Genomic DNA, 18810 nt, shown 5'->3' with positions numbered 1-18810 from the left:
AGTCTAGTTGATCCCCTCTGATGGCAAGAGCGGCACGAGATGACGGCGGGCGTAAGCGCGGGCGTCCGCGTCGTTGCCGAGCGGGATCACGCTGTCCGGCGTCAGCACGAACGACAGCGCGATGCGGATGTACGTCTCCGCCACCACCGCCGAGTCCGGCACCTCCAGCCTCTCCGCCAGGTATTGCCTGGCCACCGCCAGGTACGGCCCCGCCTCCAGCGTCAGCTGCGGCAACATCGTCTCCGGCGCGTCCGCGAGCAACCGGCCGAGCAGCGGATGCGCGCGCACCAGCCGCAACGTGACCGCGAACCCCTCCACCACCTGTTCCTCAGCCGTCGGCAGCGCCGCCATGGCCTGCTCGAAGGCGCTGAGGAAGCGGCGCAGCTCGCGCATGACGACCGCCTGGATCAGGTCACTCTTGCGGGCGAAGCGCCGGTAGACGGTGATCCGGGCCAGCCCGGCGCGCCTGGCCACGTCGTCCATGGTCAACCGGCGCAGGCCCTGCTCCAGCATCCCCGCGTAGGCGGCGTCGAGGATACGCCCGAGGGAACCGTCCGGCATGGACCAAGCGTAGGCGGCGGGTAAAGGCATGGGGCCGGCGTCCGCGGTGGAGGCGGTCGCACCTACATAGCGGGTTGCACAATTGTGCGCATGGCAATCAGGGGCCTGCTCCCTAGATTGTCGGCATGACGTGGACAGAGCTGGTGATGTCGTCGGCGCCGACGAAGGGAGACCAGCCGGCGGTGAGCGACGTCAGGACCGGCGAGGTGTTGTCGTACTCCGCGTTCGTGCGCCGCGTCACGCGGGCCGCGGCGGGCCTGCGCCGCAACGGCCTCGAGCAGGGCGACCACGTCATCGTCGACGTCCCGCTCGGTGTGTCGCTGCCTGTCGCGGTCCACTCCGTCGCCTGGGCCGGCGGGGTCTCGACGCTCGGGTCCACCGGCAAGGCCCGCATGATGATCACCTTGCGTGACTACGACCCGGGCGCCGTGCAGGTGGACCGGGTCTTCTCCTTCCGGCCGGCGCCAGGCGTCCGGCCGTTCGGCGAGTTGCTGGTCAGCGGGGCCGTGGAGTTCGGTCCGGTGGCGGGGCCGGCGGTCACGCTCGACGGCGTGCGGGTGTTCGACCACATCGAGCTGGCCGGTGACCTGCGCAAGCTGGCCGCTCGCCTGGTGATCGGCGAGGACGACGTCGTGATCAGCGCCGTCAGCGAGCCGTTCACGGGTCTGCGGGTGATGGATCTGGCGATGATGGCCGGCGCCCACGTGGTGCTCGCCCACGACCCCAGCGTGATCGGTTGCCGCGTGCTGGCCGAGGAGCGCGGGGCGACCATGATCGTCGCACCGTACGACCTGGCCAGGCGGCTGCTCGGCGACCCCGTCCGGCGCGTCGTGGACCAGAGGGCGGTCGTGAGCTCGCTCGGCCTGTGAGGCGCGCTCAGGGGCGTGGGCTCGCTGGTGAGCGTCGTGAGGCTTCCCGGGCTGTGCGACACTGTCCGAAAGGGTGATCCTTCAGCGACGCAGGGTGACCGCATGCCAGAGCCCCCCAGGCACAACCTTCCCGCAGAGCCCAACCGGTTCGTCGGCCGTGAACGCGATCTCGACGATCTCCGCGGGTTGTTAGGCGAAACGCGGGTCGTGACCCTGTGCGGCGTCGGCGGCATCGGCAAGACCCGGCTGGCCCTGCGGGTCGCCGCGGGTCTGCTGCCCCGTTTCTCCGAAGGCGTCTGGCTGGTCGAGCTGGCCAGGGTCGGCCGGGCCGAGCTGGTCGTGCCGGAGATCGCCCGCGTCCTGCGGATTCGCGGGGAGGCCAACCGGCCGCTGCTCGACACCGTGACGGCCAGGCTGCGCGACCTGCGCTGCCTGCTGGTGCTCGACAACTGCGAGCACCTGGTCGACACGTGTGCCGAGGTGGCGGCCGCGCTGGTGGCCTCCTGCCCGCGCGTGAGCGTCCTGGCCACCAGCAGGGAGCCGCTGCGCATCGCCAGTGAGCTGATCTGGCGGGTGCCGCCGCTCGACCTGCCCGACGCGGACAGCGCCGACGCCGAGTCCGTGCAGCTGTTCCTGGACCGGGCGGCGGCCGCGGGCACCAGGCTCGGTCCGGACAGTCTGCCCGACGTCGTACGCCTGTGCCGGGCGCTCGACGGGCTGCCGCTGGCGCTGGAGCTGGCGGCGGCCCGTACGAGCCTGCTCAGCCCCGGACAGATCGCCGACCGCATCGACGACCGCTTCTCGTTGCTCACCACGGGCGGCCGCACCGCCCCCGCCCGGCAGCGCACGTTGCTGGCGGCCGTCGATTGGAGCTATGACCTGCTGTCGGCCAAGGAGCAGGTCATGCTGCGCCGGCTGTCGGTGTTCGCCGGCTCGTTCGACCTGGACCTGGCCGAGCAGATCTGCGCGGAGCGGCCCCTTGCGCCCGAGGAGGTCGTGGACCTGCTCGGCGGTCTGGTCGACAAGTCGCTCGTGTTGTGCGACGAGAGCCGCACGCACTATTGGCTGCTGGAGACCATCAAGCGGTACGCGGTGGAGCGCCTTCAGCTGGCCGGGGAGCTCGAAGTCCTGCGCGAGCGGCACCTCCGTGTGCTCTGTGAGCTGCAGGCGCGCCACTTCGCGACCGAGATGGTGGAGCCCGGCGTACCGTGGCACGAACGCCTTCGTGCCCTGACGTCGAGCAGGAGCCTGCTCGACGACCAGCGCGTGGCGCTCGACTGGGCCGCCGAGTCCGGGAACGTGCCACTGGGCCTGCGCCTCTGCGCGACCAGCACCGGGTTGCTGCCGATCGGCGGCCTGACGGAGATCGTCACGTGGATCGAGCGGCTGCTCTCGCTCGATCTGTCCCGCGTGCCCGCCGAGCAGATCGCGCACGTCAAGGCGTACCTCGCCTATGGCCTGGAGGCGCGCGACGAGCTGAGCCGCTCGCTGGAGGTGGCCGAGGAGAGCCTGGCCGGGATGTCGCCGGCCACTGTGTTCTCGCGCTGCGTCATGCTCAACATCATCGTGGCGGTGCTGCTCCGCATGGGGCGGGCAGACGAGGCGCTGCGCTACGCGGAGGAGAGCCTGGCCGTCGCGACACGCACCGGCGACGCGTGGAACCAGGCGGCGGGGCTGGCCGGGCTGTCGGCGGTGGCCCTGACCCGCGGCCGGTTGCGCGAGGCGCAGCGGCACGGCGAGGAGGCGCTGGCGCGGGCCCGCGAGCACGGCCACCGCTGGATCATGGCCAGGGCCGCGGCCCAGCTCGGCGCGGTGGCCGAGGCCCGCGGCGACCTGGTGGCGGCCGAGGCCCAGTACGCGATGGCCGTCCCCTGGCTGCGGGAGCTGGGCGGCGACGCCGACCTGGCGCGCTGCCTGGCCAGGAGCGGCCGGGTGGCGGCGATGCTGCACGAGTTCGGCGCCGCCAGGGAGCGGCTGGCCGCGAGCCTCGCGCTGAGCAGGGAGGCCGGGCAGCGCCAGGGGGTGGCCCGCTGCCTGGCAGGGCTGTCGGTCCTGGCGGAGCACGAAGGCGACCTGGAGGGCGCGGTGCTGGCCGCCGCGGCGGCGGCCGCGCTACGCGAGTCGATCGGGCAACATTCGGCCACGATCAGGATCGAGGAGCTGCTCGGCCGGGCCCGCGCCAAGCTGGGCGAGAGCCGGACCATGTCGCTGTGGTCGCGAGGCCGGGCGATGAGCCCCGACGACGCCGCCCGCCACGTGCTGGAGGGCGAGCGCTCGGCGGCCGGGACGCCGGTGGCCGCCGAGCCTGTCAGGCACTCGTTGCTGACCGCCCGCGAGCAAGAGATCGCCGGCCTGCTCACCCGCGGCCTGTCCAACCGGGCCATCGCGGAGGAGCTGGTGATCAGCCCGGCCACGGTCGCGCGGCATATAGCCAACATCATGGAGAAGCTCGGCTACACCTCCCGCGCGCAGATCGCGGTATGGGCCGCCGAGCACTCCGCGAACCCGTCTGCATAGGGATCTGCATATTCCGCCCCATGTACGCATGAGGCGCCCTCCCTACCGTGGGCGGCATGGATGAGCGCATCGTCATCGTGGACTCCGGCACGGGCCTGACCCTCACCGAGGAGCAACTCGACGAGAGATCCGCGGTCGCGATCGTCCAGCTGCGGCGCAGGGGCGTGCGCGTGGGCGACACCGTGCTCATCTGCCTGCCGGTCGGCCCCGACCTGCTGGTGGCGGCCGACGCGGTGATCGCCGTGGGCGGCGTGGCCTGGCCGGTGCCGGCCGACCTCGACGCGTGCGTGCTCCAGGAACGCATTCAGGCCAGCGGGGCCCGCGTGCTGATCTCCGACCTCCCGCAGGCGCTGGAGGCGGCGGAGGAGTCCCGCGTGCGGATCGTGATGAGCGTCGCAGACCTACATTCGTATCCGAACAGTCGCGAACTCTCAACGCAAAGTGATCGCATCGTGCCTTCGGCCAGTGGAGGATGAGCGGGAAGGTGATCCCCGCGACCACTTGGGCCCCACATGACCCCGCACAATCTCCCAGCCGAGCCCAACCGCTTCGTCGGACGCGCGCGTGACGTGGCCGAGCTCGGCACGCTCGTCCGGCAACACCGGGTGGTCACGCTCAGCGGGGTGGGCGGCATCGGCAAGACCCGCCTGTCGCTGCGCGTGGCGGCGCAGGCGGCGCCGTGGTTCTCCGACGGCGTCTGGCTGGTCGAGCTGGGCCGCATCGGCGACTCCGGGCTGATCGTCAACGAGATGGCCGAGGTGCTCGGCGTCCGCGACGAGATCCCCGGACGGCTGCTCGACGGCCTGCGCGTACGCCTGCGTGAGGCCAGAGCGCTGATCCTCCTCGACAACTGCGAGCACCTGGTGGAGCGCTGCGCGCAACTGGTGGCCGGCTTGATCGCCGAATGCCCGTGCCTGCGGTTCCTGCTCACCAGCCGCGAGCCGCTGCGGATCCCCGGCGAGCTGGTCTGGCGGGTGCCGCCGCTGGAGCTGCCCGACGCGGACCATCCCGACGCCGAGTCGGTGCTGCTCTTCGTCGAACGGGCGGCGGCGGCCGGCGCCCGCGAGGTGACCGCGAGCATGGCCGACATCGTTCGCCTGTGCCGCGCGCTCGACGGCCTGCCGCTGGCGCTGGAGCTGGCGGCCGCCCGCACCAGCCTGCTGAGCCCCGGACGCATCGCCGACCGCATCGGCAACCGGTTCGGCCTGCTCACCCTGGGTGATCGCACCGCCCCGCCCCGGCAGCGCACACTCCTGGCGACCGTCGAGTGGAGCCACGACCTGCTCCAGCCCAAGGAGCGCGTGCTGCTGCGCCGGTTGTCGGTGTTCGCCGGCCTGTTCGACCTCGGCCTGGCCGAGCGGGTGTGCGCCGACGGCGGCATCCTGCGCAAGGCGGAGCTGCTCGACCTGCTCAGCGGCCTGGTCGACAAGTCGCTGGTGCTTCACCACGACGCTCGCGGCCGCTACCGGCTGCTGGAGACGATCAGGCAGTACGCCGCCGAGCGGCTGGCCGAGGCCGGCGAGGATGCCCGCCTGCGCGACCGCCACCTGCGGGTGATCTGCGAGGAGATGGAGCGCTGCTACGAAGGGGGTTCGCTGGATCGGCGGATGCCGTGGAGCGAGCGGTTCCCGCATTTCGTCAGGGGCCGCGGCCTGCTCGACGACTGCCGCATCGCCGTGGACTGGGCGGTGGAGTCCCGGGATCCAGTGCTCGGCCTGCGCCTGGCCCGCGCGGCCCTGTCGATCCTGGCCGTCCGCGGCGATCTGGGGGAGAGCGTCGGCTGGCACGAGCGGCTGCTCGCGCTGGACCTGTCCGCGGTGCCGGGAGACCTGATCGCGGTGGCCAAGGGCGGGCTGGCGTACGGGCTGGAGGTCGGCGACGAGCTGGCCCGCGCCGAGGAGCTCATCGTGCAGGCCGTCGAGGAGCAGAAGAAACACCCGTACACGCACTGGCTCGGCATCACGTACAACGTGGCGCTGACCGTGTTCTTCCGCACCGGGCAGAGCGAGCGGGCGCTGCGTTACCTGGAAGAGCTGGAGGCGGCGGCCAGTGCCCACGACGACCTGTTCAACCTGGCCACGGCCCGGATCGCGCAGCTCAACCTGGCGCTCTTCCGCGGACAGGTGCGCTACGCGCGCCGCCGCGGCGAGGAGGCGCTCGCCCTGGCCAGGGAGTCCGGCCACCACTGGACGCTGGCCAGGGCGCTGACCCACCTCGGCGCGGTGGCCGAGGCCGACGGTGACCTGGAGGCGGCCATGGCGCACCACACCGCCGCCCTGCCGCTTCTGGAGGACATGGACAACCGCGTCGAGCTGGCCCGCTGCCACGCCAAGATCGGCCGGGTGGCGGCCGGGTTGCGCGACTACGCCGCCGCCCGTCGTCACCTGGCGGCCGGGCTGGCCCTGAGCAGGCAGAGCGGTCAGCGCCGTGGGATAGTCCGCGCACTCATGGCCCTCGCCGACCTGGCGCAGGCTCAGGACGACCTCGAAGGCGCGGTGCTCGCCGCCGCGGCGGGCACCGCGCTGCGCGAGTCCATCGGCCAGTACGGCACTCCGGGCCGGGTGCAGCAGTTGCTGGCGCCGGCCCGGGCGAGGCTGGGCGAGGGCCGGGTGGCGCTCCTGTGGGCCAGAGGCATGGACGGCTCGCCCGAGGAGGTGGCCGCGCGGGTGCTCGACAGCGACCTCGCCGCCGCGCCGCCGTTCGGGCCGCCCGCGCCGGCCGGCTCCCGGTACGGCGGGCTGACCTGCAGGGAGCAGGAGATCGCCGGGTTGCTCACTCGCGGGCTGAGCAACCGGGTGATCGCGCTGGAGCTGGTGATCAGCCCGGCGACGGTGGCCAAGCACGTCGCCAACATCATGGAGAAACTGGGCTTCACCTCCCGCGCCCAGATCGCGGTGTGGGCGGCCGAGCACGGGCTGGACGCCGACCACCAGGCCGCGCGCGAGGCGGATATCGAGCGAGCATAAGCTCGTATTCATGCCTTTCTCGCCCAACTTTCCCGTCATGCTCAGGACCGAGGACGGGGTCCGCATCGACGCCGCGCACACCCCGCCCGCGCGCGCCTCACGGAGTGCGGCCATGGACACGCGAGGGGGCGCCGGAGCCTGGAGGAGGAGCGTCGGGAGCGAGGCGACCAGAACGACGGGGGAAGGCGGCGGCATCGAGGCGACCAGAGCGGCAGGGGAAGGCGGCGGCATCGAGGCGATCGAGGCGATCGAGCCCGCCTCGCAGCGTGACACAGATGTGGGGATCGTGGTGGCGCACGGCTTCACCGGGTCGTGGCGGGAGCGTCAGGCGCGCCGCATCGTGCACGTGCTCAGCGGGTACGGCGGCGTGATCGCCTTCGACTTCCGCGGCCACGGGCGCTCCGGCGGTGAGACGACCGTGGGCGACCTGGAGATCCTGGACGTGGAGGCGGCCGTCAGGCACGCCCGCGTGGTGGGCTACGAGAAGATCGCGGTGGTGGGCTTCTCCATGGGCGCGGCGGTGGCCGTACGGCACGCGGGGTTGCGGGGCGGGGTGGACGCGGTGGTGGCGGTGAGCGGCCCGGCCCGCTGGTACTACCGGGGCACCAAGCCGATGCGGCAGGTGCACTGGGCCATCGAGCAGCCGTTCGGGCGGTGGGCGGCCAGGGTGGCCAAGCGCACCAGGATCGCCCGCGGCCGGTGGGATCCGATCCCGATGCCGCCGCACGAGGCCGCCGCGCTCATCACGCCGGCGCCGCTGCTGATCGTCCACGGCGACGCCGACGCGTTCTTCCCGCTGGAGCACGCGCACCAGTTGTACACCGGCGCGCGCGAGCCCAAAGAGCTCTGGATCGAGCCCGGATACGGTCACGCCGAGACCGCGGCGACCCCCGCACTCATCCACAGAATCGGCAAATGGATCTCCTCGAACTTTTCGTGAGTAAAACACGTCTACCTAGAGCGGATGGAAGGAAACCGCCGGGAGAAAGTCCCTGGGGATGGAAACCGTCGATGCGGTTGACGTGGGACATACTTCAGTAGTCAGGCGGTCGCCCAGCGTCGCGGGGGCGCGCTGGGTGACATCCTGCCCGAGGGCCCCGCGAGACACCGCGCGGGGCCCCCGAGCCGGCCTCACGCCGTGAGGCCACAAGCACCCCTCAGCCGAGTCGGGCGATCGACTTGTACTCCAGGTAGCTCTGCAGGCCCTCGGGGCCCAGCTCGCGGCCGACGCCGCTGGCCTTGTAGCCGCCGAAGGGCGCGTTGGTCTCGAGCATGAAGCAGTTGACGCCGTATGTGCCGGTCCGCACCTGGCGGGCCACCTCCATGCCGCGCTCGGTGTCACCGGTCCACACCGTGCCGGCCAGGCCGTAGTCGCTGTCGTTGGCGATCCTGACGGCGTCCGCCTCGTCCTCGTACGGGATCACGGCCAGGACCGGGCCGAAGATCTCCTCGCGGGCGATGCGCATGTCGTTGTTGACGCCGGCGAAGACGGTGGGGGAGACGTACCAGCCGCGGTCGTAGGGCCGGTCGAGGCCGCCGACGACGACCTTGGCGCCTTCGTCCATGCCGATCTTGATGTAGCCCTCGACCCGGTCCTGCTGCCGTTTGGCCACGAGCGGGCCGATGCCGGTGGCCGGGTCGGCGGGGTCGCCGACGGGCTGGGAGTTGACCATGTTCGCGATGGCCTCGACGACCTCGTCGTAGCGGTTGCGCGAGGCCAGGATGCGGGTCTGCGCCACGCACGCCTGCCCGTTGTTCATGAGCGACGCCATCGACAGGAAGCCCATGCTGGCGGCCAGGTCGGCGTCGTCCAGGATGATCGCGGCCGACTTGCCGCCCAGCTCCAGGCTGACCCGCTTGAGCTGCTCGCCGCAGATGGCGGCGATGCGCCGGCCGGCCGCGGTGGAGCCGGTGAAGGCCACCTTGTCCACGCCGGCGTGCGAGATCAGGTGCTCGCCGACCTCGCGGCCGGCGGTCACGATGTTGAGCACCCCGGCGGGCACGCCGGCCTCGGCCACCCACTCGGCCAGCAGGTACGCGTCCAGCGGCGTCTCCGGCGCGGGCTTGAGCACGATCGTGCAGCCGGCCAGCAGCGCGGGCGCCAGCTTGGTCATCGTGACGAACTGCGGGACGTTCCACGGCACCACGGCCGCCACCACGCCCACGGGCTCGCGCCGCACCGTGACCGGGCCGAACAGCCCGGGCCGCTGCTCCTCCTGCTCGTACGTCCTGCCGAGCTCGGCGTAGTACTGCAGCATGCCGAGCGGCTGCGGCGCCTGCGCGAGGTTGGAGAACGTGATCGGCGAGCCCATCTCCTCGGTGATCAGCGCGGCCATCTCGCCCTGCCGCTCGTTGTAGATCGCGGCCAGCCGGCCGATCACCTCGGCCCGCTCAGCGAAGGTCATCCGCGGCCACGGCCCGTGGTCGAACGTCTCGCGGGCGGCCGCCACCGCGCGTTCCATGTCCGCGGCCGTGCCCTCCGGCACCCGGCCGACGACCTCCTCGGTGTGCGGGGAGACGACGTCGATGATTCCCGTGCCCGCAGGGGCCACCCATTCGCCCCCGATGAACAGCGTGTCGTGCTGGCGCATGTCGTGAGCCCTCCTCCTGTTATCCCCGACCAATCAACCCTGTATCGCAACCGGCCGACCGCCCGGCCTAATGCTTGCTTGCTCGGGGGATGTCCCAAGGCGACCGAACCATGTTCTGTCCATGCACGCAAGAGGGGCGCGGCACACCGCCGCGCCCCTCAACCGAGCGTCAGCGAGAATCTCCGAGAAGGTGCAGCATGGACCGCTTGATCAGGTCCGTACGCGTCGCCTGGTCGGTGATGCTCTCCGCGCCGAACCCGAGGTAGACGGTGTCCTTGGTGACGATGCCGCCGCCCTCCTCGAAGACCTGGTCCGTACGGAACCAGTTGTTGACCGACGGAGAGGTGCCCTCGGGCGGCGCTCCGATGGTCCAGCCGCCGAGGTCGGACTCGAACGAGGTCTCCTCGGCCGTCGCACCGTCCAGCGTGACCTTGAAGTCGTCGAGGAAGACGCCCGCGCCCTGGGTGCTCCAGTCGCTGATGTAGGAGATGGACAGCTCGACCTGCTTGCCCGCGTACGGGGTCAGGTCGATCTTCCACTGCTGCCAGCCGGCCGAGTTGCCCGAGGCGGCGTTCCACGTGCCGGAGGTGCCGGTCGGCTCGCAGTTCGGGCCCTGGTAGCGCTGCGTGAACGGATGGATGGTCCGCCAGCCGTCACCGCCGCTCGGCGGGTCGCAGCTGTCGCCGGCCTCCTGCGTGGTGTGCCCGTTGGCCTCGGGCAGCGTGGTCCAGTCGTCGCCGCCGGCCGTCCTGGCCTCCACGGTCAGGAAGTCCCAGTTGGCCTCGGTGTCGTACGACGTCCAGAACGACAGGTCGCCGCTCGTCTTGCCGGTCAGGTCGATGGTCTTGGTCAGCCGCTTCCACGAGACGTCGGCGATGCCGCTGTAGACGTCCCACGCGCCGGTGTGCGGGTCGAACGGGCCGCCGGGGCGTACCCACTTGACCTGCGCCGAGCTCTCGAACAACGGGAACTGCCGCGCCGGCAGGATCGCCGAGGTGGCCACGAACGAGTTGGTGTGGCTCGGCTCCAGCGTGGCGTTGAAGCCCTCGAACCGGCCGCCGTTGCCGGCCAGCGCGAACGGCTGACCGGTGTCGTGATCGGTGCCCGCGTCGTCGAAGAAGACGTAGGCGCCCAGGTAGTACTGCTGGAAGTCGTTGAACACCGGGATGCACGGCGGGTCGTCGTCGACCGTGCACTCGGGCTGCGCGGGGTAGTCCGGCTCGTAGTAGTACGCGCCGTTGTTGTTGGCCGCGTACGACGGGAACTTGCCGGCGTGCAGCAGCTTGCCGCCCTCGTTGAGGTAGTCGCGCACGGCCAGCTCGGTCTGCACGCCGGCCTTGGACGTGGTGCCCGGCACCTGGCCGACCGACCTCGGGATGATGTCGTCGCCGGTCTCCCACACCACGGCCTTGTAGTGGCTGAGCACACCGAGCGGGTGCGGGGCCTTGCGGCCCATCTTGTCCATGTCGTACACGTCCGAGGTGTAGCCGGCGGCGGTCAGCGCGCTGGCGTACTCGTCGGCGTACTGGGCCTCGGCCACGCCCTGGACGGGACTGATGCCGGTGACGTCCTCGGCGGCCAGGACCAGCACCTTGCCCCCGATGTCGGAAGCGACGGTGTAGGTGAAGTCGGCGCTCTTCTTGCCGATCGAGCTGAACCAGACCTTCACCGTGTCGCCGGGCTTGGTGCCGGTGATCTTGCCGCGCATCCAGTGGTAGTAGCGGTTGTAGCCCTTGCCGTAGCGCTCGCCGCCCTTCCACTCGCCGGTCAGCGCGGTCTTCGTACGGCCGCCGTTGACCTGGTAGTTCAGGAAGACCGGCCCGAGCTTGCGCTTGGCGTTGACCTGGACGACCTGGTCCTTGCCGTGGCTGACCTCGAACGGGTCGAGCACGAAGTCCGGGGTCTTGTTGCCCAGGTGGCTCACCGGCTCGACCGGGTTGACCGCCGACTTGGCGACGTCGAGCGCGAACGGCACGTTCTTCTCGAACTCCGCCTGCACCAGAGCCTCGTCGTCGGGGAAGACGAACCCGCAGCCGTCGCAGCCCTCGTTCAGCTCCGGCGTCCACGACAGCGTGCCGTACTGGAAGTGCGCCTGGTCGTTGGTGTCGCCGTTCGTGGTGTACAACTCGGCGCCGAGGTCGGGGTCGAAGCCCGGGACGGCGGGGTTCTCGTCGGTCCCGGTGAGCGCCTCGTAGATCGGGTTGTCGGCCGTCTCCGTGGCGATCTGCACGCCCATCGGGTAGAGCAGCAGCGGGCCGTAGGAGTGGTAGTTCAGCTGCATCTCGAAACCGACGCGCTTGAGCAGGCCGTCCATGGCCTTGGTCTCCGGCTCGCTGGCCGGCCCTGGGCCGCGGTAGGTGTCGCTGCTGGGGATGCTCGACGAGCCCTCTTCGTCGTAGTGGAAGTTCGTGGGGAAGTTCCGGTTGGGGTCGACGCCGTCGCCGACCGTGATCTTGCCGTCGCCGTTGTTGTCGCGCAGGTTCTTGCGCCACAGGCGGTTGCCCTCGGTGAAGGTGAAGTCGTACCCGTCGGGGTTGGCCACCGGCACGAACCACAACTCGGTCTTGTTGAGCAGGTCCTTGAGCGCGGACTTGTTCGCGATCACGTGCTTCAGCAGCCGCATGTCGATCTCGGTCGTGATCCACTCGCGGGCGTGCTGCGTGGCCGAGTAGAGGGTGGCCGGCTTGAGGCCGTCGGGCAGCAGTCGCGCGCCGGTGCTCACCTTGGCGGCCAGGATGTCCTTGCCCTGCACGGACTTGCCGATGGACTGGAGCTTGACGATGTCCTTGTTGGCGTTCGCGATGGCTTTGAGCTGGTCGGCGATGCCGCCGGGCTCGGAGTAGGACTTCCAGACGGTGTAGCCGCCGGCTGCCTGGGCCTTGGCGGCCTGCAACTGGGACTGGCCCTGTGGGTTGCGTACGGGCTCTGGTTTGTAACCGAGCTTCCGCAGCCCGGTCAGGTCCGCCTGGGCGGCGGTCAGTTCCACGTGCTCCTTGTCGCCCTTGGTTTCGTGCTGGACGACGTCGAAGCCTTTCTCTCTGAGCGTCTGGCCGGTGCCCGGCGTGCTTTCGAGCTGGTAGAGCTCGATCTGGTCGCTGGGTGGCAGCGGGTCCGCGGAGACTTGGACGGGGAGGGCCACGAGTGATGTGCCTAAGCCGAGGATCACGGCCGCGGCGAGGGTCGTTGATCGAGACAACGGTCTGCCCCTTCGCAGAGACGAGTTCGATCGCCATCTCAGACCGTTGGAGCGATCTAGACAAGGCCTAAAGTTCTGTATAACTGCGGCAAAATGCGCCAAACCTCGCCAAAGGTGCGGCAGTTCCGTCGTTCGGATGACAGGAATCAAGATCATCTTCTATAGTTTCGGTCCGTCTATGAGGGGAGGGACGGGTGTGAGAATCTGGCGGTTCGCCGTTCTTGTCGCCGTCCTCTCCGGCCTGCTCGGGCTCCATTCCCCGCAGTCGGCGTCGGCCGACCCCAGCCCCGCTGAGCTGCGTAAACTCACCAAACAGGCGGCCCGGCTCAACGATCTCTACCGCGGCCAGATCCAGAGCCTGGAGGAGATCAGGATCCAGGCCAAGCGGGCCACCGACACCTCAAGTGGTCTGCAGGCGCAGCTCGCGGCCGCTCGGGCGGACGTGGGGCGCATCGCCCAGACCGCATACATGGTGGGCCCGCTCGACGGCATCCAGCTCCTCGGCATGAAGGCCGAGCCGCACCAGATCCTGGGCCAGGCGGCGAACATGACCTACATGGCCACCGAGCGGACCGAGCGCGTCAAGAGCATCCAGAAGCTGATCGAGAAGTCCAAAGAGGCCAAGCTCAACGCCAGTGACAAGATCGAGAAGCTGAAGAAGGAGATCAAGACCCTGCAGAGCAAGCGCGACGACATCCAGCGCCTGCTCAACAAGTACGGCTTCCAGCGGCCCGGTGGCGCGGAGGGCCTGACCCCCCGCATGATCTCGGTACGCGCGGAGATCATGCAGAACTTCCCCATGAGGTACGGCGTGGGCTGCCTGCGCCCCGGCGACCCCGGCGAGCACGGCAAGGGCCGGGCCTGCGACTTCATGACGTCCCGAGGCGGCACCATGGCCGCCGGCGCCGACGCCGCCAACGGGGACGCCCTGGCCGACTGGCTCATCAAGAACGGCTCCAGGCTCGGCGTGATGTACATCATCTGGAAGCAGCGTTACTACGACATCCGCTCAGGCGGCGGCTGGGATCCGATGTCGGACCGCGGCGGGGTCACGGCCAACCACTATGACCACGTTCACGTGTCGGTGTTCTGACGCTCCAGAAACTCCCGCAGCCACCGGTAGGACGCCTTCGGGGTGCGGCGCTGGGTCGCGAAGTCCACGTGGACCAGGCCGAAACGCTGGTGGTAGCCCTCGGCCCACTCGAAGTTGTCCAGCAGTGACCAGACGAAGTAGCCCCGTACGTCCACGCCCTCCTCCATGGCCTGCCGCATCGCCGCGATGTGGCCGTCGAGGAACACGATGCGGGCCTCGTCGTCGACCGTGGTCGTGTCGTCGTTGGAGCAGCCGTTCTCGGTGATGAGGATGGGCGGGAGCGCGGCGCCGTACCTGGCCTTGAGCCCGGTGAGGAGCTCGCGCAGGCCATCGGGGACCACCGGCCAGCCGAACGCGGTCGTGGGGTAGCCGGTGACGCCGGCGTCCGTGAAGGGGAGCCCTTCGGAGGTCGGGGCGGCTATGCGCGTGGGGTTGTAGTAGTTGATGCCCAGGGCGTCCAGAGGCGTGGCGATGACGTCCAGGTCTCCGTCCTGGACGAAGTCGAGGGCCGGGACGTAGGCCGACAAGTCCGGATATTTGCCGAGAAGGATGGGGTCGTTGAACAGGCGGTTGTGCAGGATGTCGTAGGCGTCGGCGGCCCTCAGATCGGGCTCCTGCTGGGAGGCCGGCCAGACCGGGGTGCAGTTGTTCGTCACGGCCACCTGGCCGGCTCCCGCGGCTCTCAGGGCCTGGACGGCGAGGCCGTGGGCCAGGAGCTGGTGGTGTGCGGCCGGCAGGGCGCCGGTCAGCAGGGCCTGGCCGGGGGCGTGCACCCCCATGGCGTAGCCGAAGGCCATGTGCACGAACGGCTCGTTCAGGGTGATCCACAGGGGGACGCGGTCGGCGAGGCGGGTGGCGACGATGGCGGCGTACTCGGCGAACCTTTCCGAGATCTCGCGATTCAGCCACCCGCCGCGATCCTCCAGTGCCTGCGGCAGGTCCCAGTGGAACAACGTGGGCACGGGCTGGATGCCCGCCTCCAGCAGGGCGTCCACCAGCCGTTCGTAGAAGTCGAGGCCTTTGGCGTTCGCCGGGCCCTCGCCGAGGGGCTGTACGCGGGGCCAGGCGATCGAGAACCGGTACGCGTTCACGCCGAGGCCCTGCATGAGGTCGACGTCCTCGCGCCAGCGGTGGTAGTGGTCGCACGCCACGTCGCCGGTCTGGCCGTCCCTGGTCCGGCCGGGCTCGTGGGTGAACGTGTCCCAGATGGAGACGCCTCTGCCGTCTTCCGCGACGGCGCCCTCGATCTGGTAAGCGGCGGTGGCCGTACCCCAAAGGAACATGACGCGCTCCCAGCGCTAGATCCGAGTGCGGCTCATGTTATCTGAAGCCCAAGTGACTCCCTTTACTTCCTGGTAATAAGCCAGGATGGAGGCATGACGAGTATCTTGCGCCGCCGTCCCGCCCAACGTCGCAGCGTGGAGCGGGTGGAGCGGATGCTCGACGAGTGCGCGTTGCTGCTCGACGAGGTCGGATACGAGGCGCTGACGACGAAGGAGGTCGCGCGGCGGGCCGAGGTGCCGATCGGGACGTTCTACCAGTTCTTCCACGACAAGCAGGGGCTGGTGCGGGCGCTGGCGCTGCGTAACCTGGACGCGTTCCTGGAACGGATCAGCGAGCGCATCGCGGCGGCCGATCTCGGGCACTGGACCGACCTGGTCGACCTGGCCATCGACGAGTTCGTCGTCATGAAGCGCACCACGCCGGGGTTCGCGGTCATGGACTTCGGCGAGGTGCTCACCGCGCCAGGAGGGCCCGCGATCCCGGGGACCAATCGTGCGCTCGATGAGGCGAAGGACAACAACGCGATCGTGGCCGATCGGTTGCGTACGCTGACGATGGACTTGCTGGACGCGCCGGCTGGGCCGGGACTCGACCGGGCGCTGGTGGTGGCGGTGGAGGCGACGGACGCGGTGCTCAAGCTCGCCTTCCGCGTCGACCCCCGAGGCGACGCGGCGCTGATCGCCGAATGCAAGCAGCTCGTCCGTCGTTACCTTGCCGACCACCTGCCCTGACCACCCCGGCCCGCCGCCCGGGCCAGAGCGGGCGGGCGGCGCGTCGGATAGAGCCCGGCGGGCAACCGGAAGAGGCGGCTCAGCATGGGGCGTCGAGCCGGTCGCGCAGGTCCGGGTCCAGCTTGAGGTCCGCGGCGCCGATGGCCTCCTCCACCTGGGCCATCGTCGAGACGCCGACGATCGGGACGATGCCGTCGGCCATCAGCCAGGCCAGGACCACCTGGTTCGGCGTGGCCCCCAGCTCGTTCGCCACCTCATGGAGCACGGCGAGCCGGCGGGTGGTGCCCGGGTGGTCGTAGATCTCGGAGATCGGCCGGTCGGGACGCGTGTAGGCGCCGAACATCAGCGTGTTGTACGCCCACAACGTCATGTCCTGCTCGGCGGCCAGGTAGCCGAGCAGCTCGTCCGTCACCAGTGTGTGCCCCGTCTCGGCGGGCCTGGTGAGCGGCCGCGGCCGCAGGTAGGTGTGCCGCAGCTGCACGTACGTGTACGGCAGCCACCCGCGCGCCAGAGAGACGTTCCTGGCCCGGTCCAGCCGCCAGGTCGCCACGTTGCTCGCCCCAAGGGCGCGGACCTTGCCCGCCACGGCGAGTTCGTTGAATACCCCCAGAGTCTCCTCCAGCGGCACGGACCGGTCCTCGATGTGCGCCCAGTACAGGTCGATGTAGTCCGTCCCCAGCCTCCGGAGGCTGCCTTCCGCGGCCCCGGCGAGGACGGGCGCCGACAGACCCTCGGCGGAGTCCAGGGTGGTGTCGCCGGGGACGGTGGGCCGTCCCCCGGCCTTGGTGCTGATGAAGATCTCGTCCCGGTTGCCACGGGCGGCCATCCAGGCCCCGATGGCCTGTTCGCTCTCGTCGCCGGTGCAGCCCTCCACCCAGAACGGGTAGTTGTTGGCGGTGTCGAGCATGGTGCCGCCCGCCTCGTGGAACCGGTCCAGAATGGCGAAGGTGTCCTTGAGATCGACGCCGGTGCCGAAGTGAATCGTGCCGAGTGCGATGTTCATGGCCCCGACTGTGGGAGCTGGAGCCCACTCCATGTCAAGCGGTTGACCTGGAGTGTGCTCCAGGTGGGAAACTGGGCGACGTGAGGGAGCGCAGCGAGCGAACCAATAGACCCAGGACGGTCCCTGTCACGCGACCTCCGCAGGAGGCCGCATGACCGTGTACACGCCTGCGGAAGCGGTCGAGGAGACCGGCTTCAGCCTCGATACCCTTCGTTACTACGAGAAGATCGGCTTGCTGGAGCGAGTCACCAGGAACGCATCCGGCCAGCGCAGGTTCACCCAGGACGACATCGGCTGGCTAGGCATGCTGCGCTGTCTGCGCGACACGGGCATGCCCATCGCCACGATGTTGCGCTTCGCCGAGCTCGTCCGCGCGGGAGACCATACGATCCCGGACCGGATCAAGCTGCTGGAAGAGCACGACCGGCAGGTCCAGGCGCAGATCGCGAACCTGGCCGAGCGTCAGCGCTACATCCACAACAAGATCTCCTACTACCGCAGCGTCATGTAGTCCCGCCTTTGCCTTCCGGCCGGTAAACCAAGATCCATGGCCGGATCGAGGGGCGGGCGGATCAACATGTCGCTGCGCCACGTCGCCCTGCTCGGCGCGGTGATGTTGTTCCTCCTGCTGGGCCACATCACGATCGTGCAGGCGTTCGGCTCCCATGCGCTCAACGCCGACCACAGGAACGAACGGCCGCTGCTCGCCAGGTTCGGCCATCCGCGCGGCGACATCCTGACCTACGACGGCACGGCCATCGCGACCAGCCGCCCGGCCGGCGGCGGCCCGTACCTCTACCAGCGGGTCTACCGGCACGGCGAGCTGTACGCAGCCGTCACGGGACACCTGTCGCTGTACCGCTCCACCGGCATCGAGCAGGCGCAGGACGCCGTGTTGTCCGGCGACGACGCCAAGGTCAAGGTCCGGTCGCTGGTCAGGGACGGCGCCATCGAGGGGGCCGACGTGCGGCTGACGATCAGCGATCGGGCACAGTGGGCGGCGTACCAGAGCCTCAAGGCGACGGGCGTCCCCGGGGCCGCGGTGGCGATCAACCCGGCCACCGGCGCGATCCTGGCGCTGGCCTCGTACCCGTCGTACGACCCGAACGCCTTCACCACCTTCGACCGTGCCCGGCTCGCCGAGACGGTGCGGCGGCTACGGCATGAGCCGGGGCAGCCGCTGCTGAACCGGGCGCTGCACCGGGCGTATCCGCCGGGTTCCACGTTCAAGCTGGTGACCACGGCCGCGGCGCTGGGCTCCGGAGAGTACAACCCGGCCAGCCTGGTCAACGCGCCGGCACGGCTGCCGCTGCCGGGGACCTCCGCGTTCGTCCGCAACGACCCCGGCTGCCGCGATCCGCGCCCGACGCTCATGTACGCCTTCCAGGTCTCCTGCGACACGGCGTTCGCCACCATCGGGCTGCAGCTGGGCCAGGACATCCTGCGGGACCAGGCGGAGGCGTTCGGCTTCAACGCGGAGAGCCTGGCGATCCCGGTGACCGCGACGCCGAGCCGGTTTCCCACTGCCATGAATCGTGCCCAGACGGCTCTGGCGGCCATCGGGCACCACGACGACCGTGCCACGCCGCTGATGATCGCCATGCTGTCGGCGGCGGTGGCCAACGACGGGGTGCTGATGCGGCCGTACCTGGTGGAGGAGGTACGCCTGCCGGACGGCTCGGTCATCAACCGCGCCGGTCCCACGCCGTACCGCACGGCGGTGCCGGCCACGCTGGCCAAGCACCTGGCGGCGATGATGACCACGGTGACCCACGCGGGCGGCACAGGAACGGGCGCGGCCATCCCGGGCGTGGAGGTGGCCGCCAAGACCGCCATGTCCCGAGCCGTCCCCGGTGCGGAGGACAACGCGCTGGTCACCGCCTTCGCGCCCGCGGACAAGCCCGAGGTGGCGGTGGGGGTCGTGCTGGAGCATCCGGGCGCCCGGGCCGCCGACGCGGCGCCGATCGCGCGGGCCTTGATCGAGGCCGCCCTGGCGTGA

14 protein-coding genes are annotated in these 18810 nt (G+C 70.2%); 9 read left to right on the top strand and 5 right to left on the bottom strand.

Translation table 11 applies throughout. The features are described from left to right. Nucleotides 1-3: 3 nt before the first annotated feature. Nucleotides 4-561 (bottom strand): TetR/AcrR family transcriptional regulator, encoded by a 558-nt coding sequence (locus ETD86_RS01105; protein WP_211369741.1) that lies wholly within the window; start codon nt 559-561, stop codon nt 4-6. A gap of 125 nt (nt 562-686) precedes the next feature. On the opposite strand from ETD86_RS01105, the gene ETD86_RS01100 reads away from it, so the two are divergent. From ETD86_RS01100 to ETD86_RS01080, 5 genes are all read left to right on the top strand, one after another. Beyond that, nucleotides 687-1430: an AMP-binding protein gene (locus tag ETD86_RS01100; RefSeq protein WP_138664167.1), complete on the top strand. Its 744-nt coding sequence runs from the start codon at nt 687-689 to the stop codon at nt 1428-1430. Nucleotides 1431-1532: 102 nt separating this feature from the next. Then, complete coding sequence (locus ETD86_RS01095) at nt 1533-3947, top strand: LuxR C-terminal-related transcriptional regulator (RefSeq protein ID WP_138664166.1); 2415 nt, start codon at nt 1533-1535, stop codon at nt 3945-3947. A 56-nt stretch (nt 3948-4003) separates the two neighbouring features. Further along, a complete protein-coding gene (locus ETD86_RS01090) occupies nt 4004-4423 on the top strand; it encodes an AMP-binding protein (protein WP_138664165.1) in 420 nt (139 codons plus the stop codon). Nucleotides 4424-4459: 36 nt separating this feature from the next. Continuing rightward, complete coding sequence (locus ETD86_RS01085; RefSeq protein ID WP_138664164.1) at nt 4460-6913, top strand: LuxR C-terminal-related transcriptional regulator; 2454 nt, start codon at nt 4460-4462, stop codon at nt 6911-6913. 10 nt (nt 6914-6923) lie between these two features. Continuing rightward, nucleotides 6924-7853 (top strand): alpha/beta hydrolase, encoded by a 930-nt coding sequence (locus ETD86_RS01080; protein ID WP_246147483.1) that lies wholly within the window; start codon nt 6924-6926, stop codon nt 7851-7853. 217 nt (nt 7854-8070) lie between these two features. Here ETD86_RS01080 and ETD86_RS01075 read toward each other — a convergent pair whose 3' ends face one another. Then, complete coding sequence (locus ETD86_RS01075; protein WP_138664163.1) at nt 8071-9504, bottom strand: aldehyde dehydrogenase; 1434 nt, start codon at nt 9502-9504, stop codon at nt 8071-8073. A 169-nt stretch (nt 9505-9673) separates the two neighbouring features. Next, complete coding sequence (locus tag ETD86_RS01070) at nt 9674-12700, bottom strand: M14 family metallopeptidase (RefSeq protein ID WP_246147481.1); 3027 nt, start codon at nt 12698-12700, stop codon at nt 9674-9676. Between the two features lie 196 nt (nt 12701-12896). Here ETD86_RS01070 and ETD86_RS01065 point away from each other — a divergent pair, with 196 nt between their 5' ends. Next, nucleotides 12897-13793, top strand: coding sequence for a VldE C-terminal domain-containing protein (locus ETD86_RS01065; protein ID WP_138664162.1), 897 nt, complete (start codon nt 12897-12899; stop codon nt 13791-13793). Here the strand turns inward: ETD86_RS01065 and ETD86_RS01060 are convergent. Next, on the bottom strand, nt 13775-15076 hold the full coding sequence (locus ETD86_RS01060) for a GH1 family beta-glucosidase (RefSeq protein ID WP_138664161.1): 1302 nt from the start codon (nt 15074-15076) through the stop codon (nt 13775-13777). The two genes, ETD86_RS01065 and ETD86_RS01060, sit on opposite strands and share 19 nt — an antisense overlap. A gap of 93 nt (nt 15077-15169) precedes the next feature. Here ETD86_RS01060 and ETD86_RS01055 point away from each other — a divergent pair, with 93 nt between their 5' ends. Further along, the gene (locus tag ETD86_RS01055) at nt 15170-15808 is read left to right on the top strand and encodes a TetR/AcrR family transcriptional regulator (RefSeq protein WP_138664160.1); all 639 of its coding nucleotides are present in this window, start codon (nt 15170-15172) and stop codon (nt 15806-15808) included. Between the two features lie 79 nt (nt 15809-15887). Here ETD86_RS01055 and ETD86_RS01050 read toward each other — a convergent pair whose 3' ends face one another. Next, nucleotides 15888-16811: an aldo/keto reductase gene (locus ETD86_RS01050; protein ID WP_138664159.1), complete on the bottom strand. Its 924-nt coding sequence runs from the start codon at nt 16809-16811 to the stop codon at nt 15888-15890. A gap of 151 nt (nt 16812-16962) precedes the next feature. On the opposite strand from ETD86_RS01050, the gene ETD86_RS01045 reads away from it, so the two are divergent. Both ETD86_RS01045 and ETD86_RS01040 read left to right on the top strand, forming a co-directional pair. Next, nucleotides 16963-17322 carry a MerR family transcriptional regulator gene (locus ETD86_RS01045; RefSeq protein ID WP_138664158.1) on the top strand — a complete coding sequence of 120 codons (360 nt, stop codon included), beginning with the start codon at nt 16963-16965 and terminating at the stop codon, nt 17320-17322. Between the two features lie 36 nt (nt 17323-17358). Beyond that, nucleotides 17359-18810: a penicillin-binding transpeptidase domain-containing protein gene (locus ETD86_RS01040; protein WP_138664157.1), complete on the top strand. Its 1452-nt coding sequence runs from the start codon at nt 17359-17361 to the stop codon at nt 18808-18810.

Source organism: Nonomuraea turkmeniaca (assembly GCF_005889735.1).
Lineage (GTDB): Bacteria > Actinomycetota > Actinomycetes > Streptosporangiales > Streptosporangiaceae > Nonomuraea > Nonomuraea turkmeniaca.
This window is presented reverse-complemented; position numbering and strand designations above follow the sequence as displayed.